Annotated in this window: 13 protein-coding genes; 5 read left to right on the top strand and 8 right to left on the bottom strand. The window is 62.9% G+C overall.

Annotated features, from left to right (window positions below; genetic code table 11):
* The first annotated feature begins 159 nt into the window (after positions 1 to 159).
* The gene (locus LPA37_RS22885; RefSeq protein WP_228975279.1) at positions 160 to 1,098 is read left to right on the top strand and encodes a carbohydrate kinase family protein; all 939 of its coding nucleotides are present in this window, start codon (positions 160 to 162) and stop codon (positions 1,096 to 1,098) included.
* Between the two features lie 18 nt (positions 1,099 to 1,116).
* The gene (locus tag LPA37_RS22880; protein WP_228975281.1) at positions 1,117 to 1,593 is read left to right on the top strand and encodes an outer membrane lipoprotein; all 477 of its coding nucleotides are present in this window, start codon (positions 1,117 to 1,119) and stop codon (positions 1,591 to 1,593) included.
* A 272-nt stretch (positions 1,594 to 1,865) separates the two neighbouring features.
* Here LPA37_RS22880 and LPA37_RS22875 read toward each other — a convergent pair whose 3' ends face one another.
* The 3 genes from LPA37_RS22875 to LPA37_RS22865 form a co-directional block, all read right to left on the bottom strand.
* Positions 1,866 to 2,447, bottom strand: coding sequence for a histone H1-like DNA-binding protein (locus LPA37_RS22875; protein ID WP_229013792.1), 582 nt, complete (start codon positions 2,445 to 2,447; stop codon positions 1,866 to 1,868).
* Positions 2,448 to 2,477: 30 nt separating this feature from the next.
* On the bottom strand, positions 2,478 to 2,810 hold the full coding sequence (locus LPA37_RS22870; protein ID WP_228975285.1) for a hypothetical protein: 333 nt from the start codon (positions 2,808 to 2,810) through the stop codon (positions 2,478 to 2,480).
* A gap of 92 nt (positions 2,811 to 2,902) precedes the next feature.
* On the bottom strand, positions 2,903 to 4,174 hold the full coding sequence (locus LPA37_RS22865) for a ribonucleotide-diphosphate reductase subunit beta (RefSeq protein ID WP_228975287.1): 1,272 nt from the start codon (positions 4,172 to 4,174) through the stop codon (positions 2,903 to 2,905).
* A gap of 201 nt (positions 4,175 to 4,375) precedes the next feature.
* Between LPA37_RS22865 and LPA37_RS22860 the strand changes: the two genes are divergently transcribed.
* Positions 4,376 to 4,696, top strand: a complete 321-nt coding sequence (locus LPA37_RS22860) for a hypothetical protein (protein WP_228975289.1) — start codon at positions 4,376 to 4,378, stop codon at positions 4,694 to 4,696.
* 96 nt (positions 4,697 to 4,792) lie between these two features.
* Here the strand turns inward: LPA37_RS22860 and LPA37_RS22855 are convergent, their stop codons facing one another.
* The 4 genes from LPA37_RS22855 to LPA37_RS22840 form a co-directional block, all read right to left on the bottom strand.
* A complete protein-coding gene (locus LPA37_RS22855) occupies positions 4,793 to 7,810 on the bottom strand; it encodes a ribonucleoside-diphosphate reductase subunit alpha (RefSeq protein WP_229013791.1) in 3,018 nt (1,005 codons plus the stop codon).
* Positions 7,811 to 8,292: 482 nt separating this feature from the next.
* Positions 8,293 to 8,889 (bottom strand): 1,6-anhydro-N-acetylmuramyl-L-alanine amidase AmpD, encoded by a 597-nt coding sequence (ampD, locus tag LPA37_RS22850; protein WP_228975294.1) that lies wholly within the window; start codon positions 8,887 to 8,889, stop codon positions 8,293 to 8,295.
* Complete coding sequence (locus LPA37_RS22845) at positions 8,886 to 9,185, bottom strand: PP0621 family protein (RefSeq protein ID WP_229013790.1); 300 nt, start codon at positions 9,183 to 9,185, stop codon at positions 8,886 to 8,888. Before LPA37_RS22845 ends, ampD begins: the two co-directional genes overlap by 4 nt.
* An 8-nt stretch (positions 9,186 to 9,193) precedes the next feature.
* A complete protein-coding gene (locus LPA37_RS22840; RefSeq protein ID WP_228975298.1) occupies positions 9,194 to 10,111 on the bottom strand; it encodes a cytochrome C assembly family protein in 918 nt (305 codons plus the stop codon).
* Between the two features lie 62 nt (positions 10,112 to 10,173).
* Between LPA37_RS22840 and ffh the strand changes: the two genes are divergently transcribed.
* Together ffh and LPA37_RS22830 are read left to right on the top strand one after the other, a co-directional pair.
* Complete coding sequence (ffh, locus tag LPA37_RS22835; RefSeq protein ID WP_228975300.1) at positions 10,174 to 11,541, top strand: signal recognition particle protein; 1,368 nt, start codon at positions 10,174 to 10,176, stop codon at positions 11,539 to 11,541.
* A gap of 79 nt (positions 11,542 to 11,620) precedes the next feature.
* Positions 11,621 to 12,172: a hypoxanthine-guanine phosphoribosyltransferase gene (locus LPA37_RS22830; RefSeq protein ID WP_228975302.1), complete on the top strand. Its 552-nt coding sequence runs from the start codon at positions 11,621 to 11,623 to the stop codon at positions 12,170 to 12,172.
* Between the two features lie 89 nt (positions 12,173 to 12,261).
* Here LPA37_RS22830 and LPA37_RS22825 read toward each other — a convergent pair whose 3' ends face one another.
* Positions 12,262 to 12,861: a MarC family protein gene (locus tag LPA37_RS22825; protein WP_228975304.1), complete on the bottom strand. Its 600-nt coding sequence runs from the start codon at positions 12,859 to 12,861 to the stop codon at positions 12,262 to 12,264.
* Positions 12,862 to 12,866 lie beyond the last annotated feature (5 nt).

Here is a 12,866-nt window from a genome sequence, read left to right as displayed (position 1 = left end):
CCGAATTACGCCGCTGCGCGGGGCGCGGTGAAGTAAAACCCTGCCGCACTGGGGGCGGCGCCGCGCATGTGGGCGGCGCTTTCACATCCGGCCTCATGCCCGGCTGCAGGCAAGGACTCCGCGCGGCGCTCATCAACAATATTGACAGGAACGTTCGCCTTGGCCACGCTCATTTGCGGTTCGCTCGCCTACGACAACATCATGACCTTCGAGGGTCGCTTTCGGGAGCACATCCTGCCGGAGCAGGTTCACATCCTGAACGTGAGCTTCCTCGTGCCGACGATGCGCCGCGAGTTCGGCGGCTGCGCCGGCAACATCGCGTATTCGCTGAATCTGCTCGGCGGCGACGCGCGCATCATGGCAACGATGGGCGCCGTCGACGCCCAGCTCTACATGGACCGCTTCGCGAGCCTCGGCCTGTCGACGGAACACGTGCGCGTGCTGCCGGACACGTACTCCGCGCAGGCGATGATCACGACCGACCTCGAAAACAACCAGATCACCGCGTTCCACCCGGGCGCGATGATGCAGTCGCACGTGAACCATGCGGGCGAAGCGAAGGGCATCACGCTCGGTATCGTCGCGCCAGATGGCTTCGACGGCATGATCCAGCACTCGGAAGAACTCGCCGCGGCCGGCGTGCCGTTCATCTTCGATCCGGGCCAGGGGCTGCCGCTCTTCGACGGCGCCTCGCTGCGGCGCATGATTGAACTTGCCACTTACGTGGCAGTCAATGATTACGAAGCCGCGCTCGTCAGCGACAAGACGGGCTGGTCGGTCGAAGAAATCGCGAGCCGCGTCGATGCGCTGATCGTCACGCGCGGCGAACAGGGCGCGCACATCCACCACGCCGGCAAGATCGAAGAGATTCCGGCCGTCACCGCGAAGCAGGTGCTGGATCCGACGGGTTGCGGCGACGCGTTCCGCGGCGGCCTGCTCTACGGCATCGAAAACACACTCGGCTGGGCCACGACGGGCCGTCTCGCGAGCCTGATGGGCGCGCTCAAGATCGAACATCAGGGGCCGCAGAACTACGCGCCTTCGCGTGCGGAGATCAACGAACGATTCAAGCAGGCATTTGGATACGACCTGCCGTAAATAAGTGGGGTAAAGGGCATGAAAACGACGAGTCGCCTGGTAGTCGCGATGATGATCGCAGGTTCAGTGGTCATGACAGGCTGCGCGTACAACAGCAGTTCGGCCGACGTCTACACGGCGTCCCAGGCGCAACGTGAGGAAACGGTGCGCCTCGGCACCGTCGACAGCGTGCGCGCCGTGAAGATCAGCACGAACAACGGCCAGCCGAGCGGCCTGGGTGCGATCGGCGGTGGCGCGCTCGGCGCGGTGGCCGGCAGCACGATCGGCGGCGGCACGGGGTCGATACTGACGGGCATCGTCGGCGGTCTGGTCGGTGCGGTGGCGGGCAACGCGGTAGAAAACGGCACGGCGGTTCGCGACGGCGTCGAAATTACCGTGCGGCTCGACAACGGCGACCTGCGTGCGATCACGCAGAGCGCCACGGGTGAGATCTTCCGTGCAGGCGAACGCGTGCGTCTGCTCTCGAGCGGTGGTGTGACGCGCGTCACGCACTGATCCGCCTGCCCTGAACAAACCTTCCTGAGCCGCGCAGACATGATTCGATGTCGACGTGGCAACCTCACGCGCATGCCCTACTCCGGTCCCATGCAAGCCGCTTGCCGTGCACGCGCTTTTTTCGTTCGTCGAAAGCGTGCGTCGATGGCGCTGCAAAACTAACAGACGAAAAAAATCCCGCCACCGGTAAACTGGTGACGGGACGGTGATTGGGTCCTGTTCTACCCAATCATCGGACACATCGCGATGCGCCTGATTACTGCTTCAGCGTCTTACGGACGGCTGCCAGTCGGAAACGGCCATGCTGCAGCCGGATTCAACGCGGTCTTCACCGTCGCAGCCGGTGCGCTCGATGCAGCAGGCGCAGCGGGAGCAGGTGCAGCCTTCTTCGAGACAGCCTTCTTCGCAGGGGCAGCCTTCTTCGCAGGGGCAGCCTTCTTGGCAGCAGCCTTTTTCGCAGGCGCCTTTTTAGCAGCAGCCTTTTTAGCAGGCGCAGCCTTCTTCGCAGCGGCCTTCTTCGCCGGTGCTGCCTTTTTGGCAACCTTCTTCGCTGCAACCTTCTTCGCAGGCGCTTTCTTCGCAGCGGCCTTCTTCGCCGGTGCTGCCTTCTTCGCTGCAACCTTCTTCACAGCGACTTTCCGGGCAGCAACCTTCTTCGCTGCAGCTTTCTTCGCCGGCGCTGCCTTCTTCGCCGCAACCTTCTTCACTGCCACTTTCTTCGCTGCAACCTTCTTCACTGCAACCTTCTTCACTGCGACTTTCTTAACGGCTGCTTTCTTTGCCGGTGCAGCTTTCTTTGCAGCGACTTTCTTTGCCGGGGCTTTCTTCGCGGCGGCTTTTTTTGCAGTTGCCATCATTTTCTCCTTCAGGTTTTCAGATGAGAGTCAGTTCAAACAACACCCTTCGTCAAAACCCGCTTCCCGCGGACGCTTCTCAGGGCGCGCGCTACGAAGCGGGCTATTCATCGGCGTACGCAGGTGCGGCGCGCTTACGCTAATGAATGCGGTAAGGCGCGCGGTGCCATACAGCACCGCGCGCCAGATCTGGTCGGCGTCGGATTCCGACGCCGGCAATTGCTTGATCGAACCCCTGGCCTCAAGGCCAGCGGCTTTTTCCGGGGGGAAGTTTGCCCATCCCACTGAAGGGTTCGCAAAGTGCCTGTCATCGTCGTGGGCCATGGCCATCAAGGCACATGGCGCACCGGGCGTGCTTTGCATCAGGCGTTCCTGCTCCTAACCTTATGTGCCACCGACGGCCGTGAGCGGCCGGCAGCATCCCCATCAATTTCGTCTACGACACGACTCCCGGCTTATTCCCAGGAGAGCGCGCCGCCTGTCTGATATTCAATGACCCGCGTTTCGAAGAAGTTGCGTTCCTTCTTCAAGTCGATCATCTCGCTCATCCACGGGAACGGGTTTTCCTCGTTCGGGAACAGCGGATCGAGACCGATCTGCTGGCAACGACGGTTGCAGATGAAGCGCAGATAGCTCTTGAACATCGACGCATTCAGGCCGAGCACCCCGCGCGGCATGGTGTCTTCTGCGTAGCGATATTCGAGATCGACAGCCTGCTTGAAGATTTCGCGGATTTCCGCGCGGAACTCAGCGGTCCACAAATGCGGGTTTTCGAGTTTGATCTGGTTGATGAGGTCGATGCCGAAATTGCAGTGCATCGATTCATCGCGCAGGATGTATTGATACTGTTCCGCTGCGCCGGTCATCTTGTTCTGGCGGCCTAGTGCAAGAATCTGCGTGAAGCCGACATAGAAGAAGAGGCCTTCCATCACACAGGCGAACACGATCAGCGACCGGAGCAGCGTCTGGTCGGCTTCGAGCGTCCCGGTCTTGAAGGCCGGATCAGTCAGCGTGTGGATGAACGGAATGAGGAATTCGTCTTTCGCGCGGATCGAGGAGACTTCGTGATACGCATTGAAGATCTCGCCTTCGTCCAGGCCGAGCGATTCGACGATGTACTGGTAAGCGTGCGTGTGGATCGCCTCTTCGAATGCCTGGCGCAGCAGGAACTGGCGGCATTCGGGCGCCGTGATGTGGCGGTAGGTGCCCAGCACGATATTGTTCGCGGCCAGCGAATCCGCCGTCACGAAGAAACCGAGGTTACGTTTGACGACGCGACGTTCGTCTTCGGTCAGACCGTTCGGGTCTTTCCAGAGCGCGATGTCGCGGGACATGTTGATTTCCTGCGGCATCCAGTGGTTCGCGCAACCCGCCAGATACTTTTCCCATGCCCACTTGTATTTGAACGGCACCAGCTGGTTGACGTCAGTCTGGCCGTTGATGATGCGCTTGTCGGCGACATTCACGCGCGCTTCCGAAGCGGCGGCCGGCGCGGTAGCCGGCGAAGCTGGCCGCGCAGTCGGCGCGGTTGCCTGAGCGGCAGCGGAGGCAGCATACGGAGCGACAGCGATGTCGTTCGCGAAGATGTCCTGAGCCGAGGGAGCCTGATGAGCGGCACGCGATGCAGCCTGCGTTCCGACGGCCGTCTCCGAAGCGTTGCGCAACGCATTCTGTTGCGAAGCGCTCGCGGGAGTTACGGCAGTGATCTCGTCATCCCAGTTGAGCATAATGTCACCATCAATTTAGAACGGTTTGTACCATCTTTTCGTTAGCGATAAAAGACTTCGCTCACGAAAAATCCTGTTTTCGATTCACGTTGCGACCTGCATACAACACTTTGTTCAACAGAGCGTGTCTGTCGCTTCGTGTGAAGCGATCGAAGCATGTGATGCTGAAGGTCTTCGCTTCATCGAAAGCACCTCGTTTTGATGTCGCCTGAACGTCGCTTCGATGTCGCTTGCAGCGACCTGGAAGTTACTTCGAAGAGACCGCACGCCGATCTCAAACTGAACATCGAACCAACGATCGGGATGATCATCGAGGCGCTTCTAATCTGTGTCGCCTGGCTTCGCGTTAACGCGAAGCCTTGTCTGTCTGGCTACGCGCTGCGTACAAAGTTCAGGGTTTTCTCGCAGACGTCGATCAGCGTCGACGATGTTGCGATGCGCTTCGGTGCAATGTGTGTGACGCGAAGCACGGTTGCCGCGGCCTGGCTGCTGCTGCCCTGCACCTGCGTGACCACCGCCTGACTTCCGCACTTCATCGAATCTTTCCGTGAGCGGCAGTGACATCCGCCGCCGCTCACCTTGCTTCACGACCGGCTCACACCGGCCGTCGCCGCCTGATTACTGGCAGGCCTCGCACTCTTCGAAGCCCGGATCGCCCGGACGCATCATGCACACCGGGCCGTCTGCTTCCGGTGCTGCGTCGACTTCGATCGCCGCGGGTGCCGCATGGGCCGCCGATGCCTGCAGACCACCCGAAGCAGCGCCGCCGCTCACGCCGAAGCCACCTGCTGCGCCGCCACCAACACCGCCCGCGCCGCCCGAGCTCTCACCGCCGCCCGAGCTCACCGCGTTCAGCGCGCCGTGCGCCACCGTCGACTTCTCGACGTGCGTCGCCGCCATCGTGCGGAGGTAGTACGTGGTCTTCAGACCGCGCAGCCATGCGAGCTTGTAGACCTCGTCGAGCTTCTTGCCCGACGCGCCCCCCATATAGATGTTCAGCGACTGCGCCTGGTCGATCCACTTCTGGCGACGCGATGCGGCTTCGACGACCCAGACCGGATCGAGTTCGAACGCCGTTGCGTAGATCGCGCGGAGGTCGGCCGGGATGCGGTCGATGCGCGAGAGCGTGCCGTCGAAGTACTTCAGGTCGGCGACCATCACTTCGTCCCACAGGCCGCGCGCCTTCAGATCGCGCACCAGGTAGTCGTTGACCACCGTGAATTCGCCCGAGAGGTTCGACTTCACATACAGGTTCTGGAACGTCGGTTCGATACAGGCCGACACGCCGATGATGTTCGAGATCGTCGCCGTCGGCGCGATCGCGACGCAGTTCGAGTTGCGCATGCCGTACGTTGCAATGCGGGAACGCAGCTCGGTCCAGTCCATCGATTCGCTCGAATCGACTTCGACATAGCCGCCACGGGCTTCGGCGAGCAGCTTCAGCGTGTCCTGCGGGAGGATGCCGCGATCCCACAGCGAGCCGCGGTAGCTCGAGTAACGGCCGCGCTCTTCCGCCAGTTCCGTCGACGCGTAGTACGCGTAGTAGCAGACCGCTTCCATCGACGTGTCGGCGAATTTGACCGCTTCGTCCGACGCGTACGGCGTGCGCAGCAGGTGCAGGCAGTCCTGGAAGCCCATGATGCCCATGCCGACCGGGCGGTGCTTCAGGTTCGAGTTACGCGCCTTGGCGACCGCGTAGTAATTGATGTCGATCACGTTGTCGAGCATGCGCATCGCAACGCTGACCGTGCGCTTGAGCTTGTCGTGGTCGAGCACCAGCGTGCCGTCAGCCTGCTCCTTCAGGTGGGCGACGAGGTTCACCGAGCCGAGGTTGCAGACGGCGATTTCGGTGTCACTGGTGTTCAGCGTGATTTCCGTGCACAGATTCGACGAATGCACGACGCCGACGTGCTGCTGCGGCGAACGGATATTGCACGGATCCTTGAACGTGATCCACGGATGGCCGGTTTCGAACAGCATGCCGAGCATCTTGCGCCACAGTTGCGCCGCCGGAATCTTCTTGAACAGCTTGATCTCACCGCGCGCGACCTTGTCTTCGTACGCGATGTAAGCCGTTTCGAACTCGGCGCCGAACTTGTCGTGCAGGTCCGGGCAGGTGGACGGCGAGAACAGCGTCCAGTCGCCGCCTTCGTGCACGCGCTTCATGAACAGGTCGGGAATCCAGTTCGCCGTGTTCATGTCGTGCGTGCGGCGACGGTCGTCGCCGGTGTTCTTGCGCAGCTCCAGGAATTCCTCGATGTCCAGGTGCCACGATTCCAGGTAGGCGCACACCGCGCCCTTGCGCTTGCCGCCCTGGTTCACGGCGACCGCCGTGTCGTTCACCACCTTCAGGAAGGGAACCACGCCCTGCGACTTGCCGTTGGTGCCCTTGATGTGCGAGCCGAGCGCACGCACGCGCGTCCAGTCGTTACCCAGACCGCCGGCGAATTTCGACAGCAGCGCGTTTTCCTTCAGCGCCTCGTAGATGCCGTCGAGGTCATCGTCGACCGTCGTCAGGTAGCACGACGACAGTTGCGAGCGACGCGTGCCCGAGTTGAACAGCGTCGGCGTGGACGACATGAAGTCGAAGCTCGACAGCACGTTGTAGAACTCGATCGCACGCGCTTCGCGGTCCACTTCGTTCAGCGCGAGACCCATCGCGACACGCATAAAGAATGCCTGAGGCATTTCGATACGCACGCCGTCGTGATGCAGGAAGTAGCGGTCATACAGCGTTTGCAGACCGAGGTAGCCGAACTGCAGGTCGCGGCTGTTGTCGAGCGCGGCGCCCAGACGCTTCAGGTCGTACTGCATCAGCTTGTCGTCGAGCAGTTCGGCCTGCACACCGCGCTTGATGAATTGCGGGAAGTACTCGGCGTAACGGTCGGCCATTTCGCCCTGCGTGACTTCTTCGCTGAGAATTTCGCGGCGGATCGTGTGCAGCAGGATGCGGGCCGTGGCCTGGCTGTACGCCGGATCCTTTTCGATCATCGTGCGTGCGGCGAGGATGGCCGAGTCGTAGACCTGGCTCATCGGCACGCCGTCGTACAGATTTTTCACCGTCTCCGCGACGATCGGCCCGGCGCTCACGGCGTCGCCCAGGTTCGCGCAGGCGGATTCGATGATGCCGCGCAGTGCAGCCATGTCCAGTGGACGCGTCACGCCGCCGTCGACCACATTCAGGCCCGACGAGCCTGCTGCCGCTTCCGGCTCCTGCGTGCGCTCCTGCGTGCGCTTCTCGCGATACAGCACGTAGGCGCGCGCGACGTTGTGCTCGCCGCCGCGCATCAGCGCGAGTTCGACCTGGTCCTGGATGTCTTCGATATGGAACGTACCGCCGTTCGGACGGCTGCGCAGCAGCGCGCGCACCACGCTCTGCGTGAGCTGCTCAACCAGCTCGCGCACACGCGCCGACGCCGCGCCCTGGCCACCGTTGACGGCGAGGAACGCTTTCGTGACCGCGATCGCGATCTTCGAAGGCTCGAACGACACGACGCTGCCGTTACGGCGGATCACCTTGTAGTCGGCGAAGGTGGCCTGCGGCGCGAGCGCCTGGCCTGCCTGTGCCTGTCCACCGAACGGTTGGCCAGTGGGTGAGCCCTCATACCGGGTCGTCACGTTGTCGGTCGTTTGCATGTGCAAAGCTCCTGGTCTGGAATGGTGCGGAGGTAACCGCGGATTAGTACGATCGCCGCGACGTGGATACAACCGGCGCGAGCGTAAGGGTGCGGAGAGTGGGCCGGCGAGGTCTGCTGACCGGATGCGACGCGGCGGACGGGACAATAGTCTTCATCATGCGAGTCGCGATCACTGGCTGTGCCCTTTCCCCGAAGTTGCCGGTGCGGCCGCTCTCATCGGTCCACACCAGTCGAATGTTTTTTCAACGCCTGGAATGCATGCGGCGCCTTGCGCGTGAAGCGGGGCGCCGCCAGATCACCACAACATCTAGTTCGGAAATCGATTCCTTACACAAAGTATAGTGGAACTTCCCGGCATCTCAAATTATTTTATTTGCCGTTCGGCGCTTGACTTTTCATATCGCCAGGCCGGGTGGGACCGCGCGGAAAGCAAGGCGCTGCAACGATTTGCGACGCATCGAGGCAGCCCGCGTGACGGCTTTACGATGCGGCGGCGGGAGAGAGATAGGGGAAATACCGAGCGGGCAATGCGCAGTCGTGTTGAAGGCGTTGCCACTCGAAGTGAGGACCGGGATCGGTCTTGCGGCCAGGCGCGATGTCGGCGTGACCCGCGAGCGCTTCGACCGGATAGTGCGCGGCGAGCGCCTTCACGAGCGCGCCTAGCGTCTCGTATTGCGGCAGCTCGAACGCGCTGGCGTCGCTGCCTTCCAGTTCGATGCCGATCGAAAAGTCGTTGCAGCGCTCACGGCCGAAGAAGTTCGACACACCCGCGTGCCATGCGCGCGCGTCGCACGATACATATTGCTCGAGCACGCCGTCGCGACGGATCACGAAATGCGCCGACACCTTCACACCGCGCAGATGCGCGTCGTAATACGGATGCGCGTCGCAGTCGAGGCGGTTCTGGAAGAGTTCGGTGATCGCCGTGCCGCCGAATTCGCCGGGCGGCAGGCTGATGTTGTGGACGACGACGAGCGTCGGCCGCGCGCCTTCGGGGCGCGCCTCGAAATTCGGCGACGGCAGTTTGCGCGCAGCGGGAACCCAGCCGTCGGCATCGACGGCGAAGTCGACGCTCATCGTGCGGCGCGCCCGGCCGGGCGCGCGGCGTGGCGATGCGCGTGATCGGCGCTGCAGAACGGCTGGCCGGCGACGACCACCGAATCGCTCTTCGGCGCGTGTACGCCGCACTCGGCGCAACGGATCATCGGCTCGGCGAGTTGCGGCGCTTCGGACGCGCGCTGTGCACCGCCTGCGGCCGGCCCCGACGACGCCGAACCGGTGCGCGCGGACGCCTTGGACTCGGCGCGACGCACGGCCTTGACGAGCCAGTTGCCGACGATGAACAGGAGAATCAGCAGAAAAATTTGTCGCATGATGACGCTCAGACCACAGGGCGGTGCAACAGCACCTCGAAAACGAAACGGCTGCCGACATACGCGAGCATCAACGCCGCGAACGAAGCCAGCACCCAGCGCAATGCCGCACGGCCGCGCCAGCCGGACACCCGGCGGGCGGTAAGCAGCGCGCCGAACATCACCCAGGAAAGGATCGCGAACACGGTCTTGTGATCGAGCCTCAACGGCCGGTCCACGAGCTGCTCGCTAAAGAGAATGCCTGAGATCAGCGTGAGCGTCAGCAGCACGAAGCCCGCGCCGATCAGACGGAACAGCAGCTTTTCCAGCGTGAGCAGCGGCGGTAGCGTATCGAGCCAGCTCGACAGCCAGCCGTTGCCGGCAGCCGCGTTCTGGCGCTGCAGCTCGCCGCCGCGCATCGCGTGCAGGCGGCGCTCCACTAGCAGCATCAGGACAGCGTGCAGCGCCGCGATCGCGAAGAGCCCATACGCGATGTTCGCGATCAGGAAGTGCAGCTTGAAAAGCGGCGCCGCCGAATACGGCAGCACGTGCACGCCGTTGAACGCGAGCGGCAGCAGCGACGCGACGCATGCGAGCGGCAGCACCAGCAGGCGCAGGCCGTCGAGCGGAAAGAACAGGCTTTCGATCCAGTAAATGCCAGCGCCGAGCCAGAACATCGCCGAGAGCGCGAACGCGAACCCGAACACCATCGCGTTCTGAGGAAAGATCGTGGTATGCAGCAACACGCCGTGGGAGATCAGCGCGACGAAGAGCAGCGCGCGCCCCGACGGACTCATGCCCGACGCCGCCGATACATTCGAAGGAACCGGGATCGACGGCACGCTCTCCAGCACCGGACGCGGCGCGGTGTGCCGGTGCGAGCGCCAGCCCGCGACGGCGAGACCGCCGTACAGGAGCGCAGTGAGGGCATACAGTACAATATCCATATCCGAAGTTTACACCAGGCCCTTGCCTAGCAACGCAACGGCCGCACTGCCCATCGCTCCCCATGCTCGACAATCTGACCCAACGGATGGCGCGCGTCGTCAAGACGCTGCGCGGCGAAGCCCGCCTCACCGAGGCGAACACCCAGGAAATGCTGCGCGAAGTCCGTCTCGCGCTGCTGGAGGCCGACGTGGCGCTGCCCGTCGTGCGCGACTTCATCTCGAAGGTGAAGGAAAAGGCGCTCGGCGAAGAGGTGATCAGCAGCCTGTCGCCCGGTCAGGCGCTCGTCGGCGTGGTGCAGCGCGAACTGACCGCGATCATCGGCGGCGACTACGAAGGCAAGGCGGTCGAGCTGAATCTCGCCGTCACGCCGCCCGCCGTCATCCTGATGGCCGGCCTGCAAGGCGCCGGTAAGACAACCACTGTCGGCAAGCTCGCCAAATTGCTGCGCGAGAAGTACAAGAAGAAGGTCCTCACCGTTTCCTGCGACGTCTACCGCCCCGCCGCCATCGCGCAGCTGAAGACGGTGACGGAACAGGTCGGCGCGGATTTCTTCCCGTCGGAGCCCGACCAGAAGCCGGTCGACATCGCGCGCGCCGCCGTCGACTGGGCGAAGCGCCACTATCACGATGTGCTGATCGTCGACACGGCCGGCCGTCTCGGTATCGACGAAGCGATGATGCAGGAAATCACCGCGCTGCACGCTACATTGAAGCCGGCGGAAACGCTGTTCGTCGTCGACGCGATGCTCGGCCAGGATGCCGTGAACACCGCGAAGGCGTTCAACGACGCGCTGCCGCTCACCGGCGTCGTGCTCACGAAGCTCGACGGCGACTCGCGCGGCGGTGCGGCGCTGTCGGTGCGTCACGTGACGGGCAAGCCGATCAAGTTCGTCGGCGTCGCCGAAAAGCTCGACGGCCTCGAAATCTTTTATCCGGATCGCATGGCGAACCGGATTCTCGGCATGGGCGACATTCTCGCGCTCGTCGAGGAAGCGCAACGCGGCGTCGACGTTCAGGCGGCGCAGAAGCTCGCCGACAAGGTCAAGAAAGGCGGCGACTTCGATCTCAACGATTTCCGCGCGCAGCTTTCGCAGATGAAGAACATGGGTGGCCTCTCCACGCTCATGGACAAGCTGCCCGCACAGTTCCAGCAGGCAGCGTCCGGTGCCGACATGGGCCAGGCCGAGAAGCAGATGCGTCGCATGGAAGGCATCATCAACTCGATGACGCCGAAAGAGCGCGCGAAGCCCGAGCTGATCAAGGCGACGCGCAAGCGCCGCATCGCGGCGGGCGCGGGCGTGCAGGTGCAGGAAGTCAACCGCATGCTAAACCAGTACGACCAGATGCGCACGATGATGAAGAAGCTGAAGGGCGGCAACCTGCAGAAGATGATGCGCGGCATGAAAGGCATGATGCCGGGCATGCGCTGATCGTCCCGATTGTTGTCCTGATTGCAGCCGCCGCTGTTCTCTCTCACACTATGTATACAGTCACCGCTCGCCAGGCGTCATGAACCGCGAAGAAGCGCTCCACATTTTCAGCCACTCCGAAGAAATCGTTTCGGCCAGCGACGTCAACGCGTCGATCGGTGGCATGGCGAACGCCATCCGCGCGGAAATAAGCGAGGAATTCCCGCTCGTCCTTTCGGTGATGGGTGGCGCCGCGGTGTTCACCGGCATGCTGCTGCCGCACCTCGACTTCCCGCTCGAGTTCGACTATATCCACCTCACCCGCTATCGCAACACGACCAAAGGCGGCAGCGAGATGCAATGGCGCGTTGCGCCGGCGGAGTCGGTCAAGGACCGCGTCGTGCTCGTGCTCGACGACATCCTCGACGAAGGTGAGACGATGGCCGCGATCCGCGACCGCATTCTCGCGATGGGCGCAAAGCGCTTCCTGAGCGCGGTGCTGTGCGAGAAGATCATCCCGAAGGCGAAGCCGCTGCACCCGGACTTCTGCGGCTTCGAAGTGCCGGACCGCTATGTGTTCGGCTGCGGAATGGACGCGAAAGGTTACTGGCGCAATCTGCCCACCATCCGGGCGTTGACCGAAGACGTCTGAATTCCCTCCTTCCTGGGAATCGGCGCTTCACAATGAAAAAGCGGCTTGCGGGCCGCTTTTTCATTGTGTGATGTCAGTTGCTGCCGGCGTCAAAGCTGATGCACGAACGCGCGGATCCCCGCGAGTATCATCTCCACCGAAATCGCGACCAGCACGAGACCCATCAGCCGCTCGAACGCCATCACGGTGCGCTCGCCGAGCCAGGCCTGAATGCGCTCGGCCAGCACCAGCACGATTGCGCACACGATCATCGTGACAGTCAGCGCGCCAATCCACTCGGCCATCTTGCCGGGCGCCTGCGACGTCAGCAGCATTACCGTCGCAAGCGCGGAGGGACCGGCCAGCGCGGGAATCGCGAGCGGCACGATCAGCGGTTCGCCGCCGCGCGCATCGCCGCCGAACGGGCCGTCCGGATGCGGAAAGATCATCCGCAGCGCGATCAGGAACAGCACGATTCCACCGCCGATCCGCAATGAGAGGTCGGTGAGACTCATCATGCGCAAAAAGCGGTCGCCGACGACCATGAACACCAGCAGGATCACGAAAGCGATCGCGATTTCGCGCAGGATGACCGCGATCCGCCGATGCGGCGCGACGCCCCGCAGGCAACCGATGAAAAGCGGAATGTTGCCGAGCGGGTCCGTGATCAGGATCAGCAGAACCGTGGCGGACAGGAAGTTGTACTCCACCGCCC

The organism is Paraburkholderia gardini, from assembly GCF_907164545.1.
Taxonomy (GTDB): domain Bacteria; phylum Pseudomonadota; class Gammaproteobacteria; order Burkholderiales; family Burkholderiaceae; genus Paraburkholderia; species Paraburkholderia gardini.
This window is presented reverse-complemented; position numbering and strand designations above follow the sequence as displayed.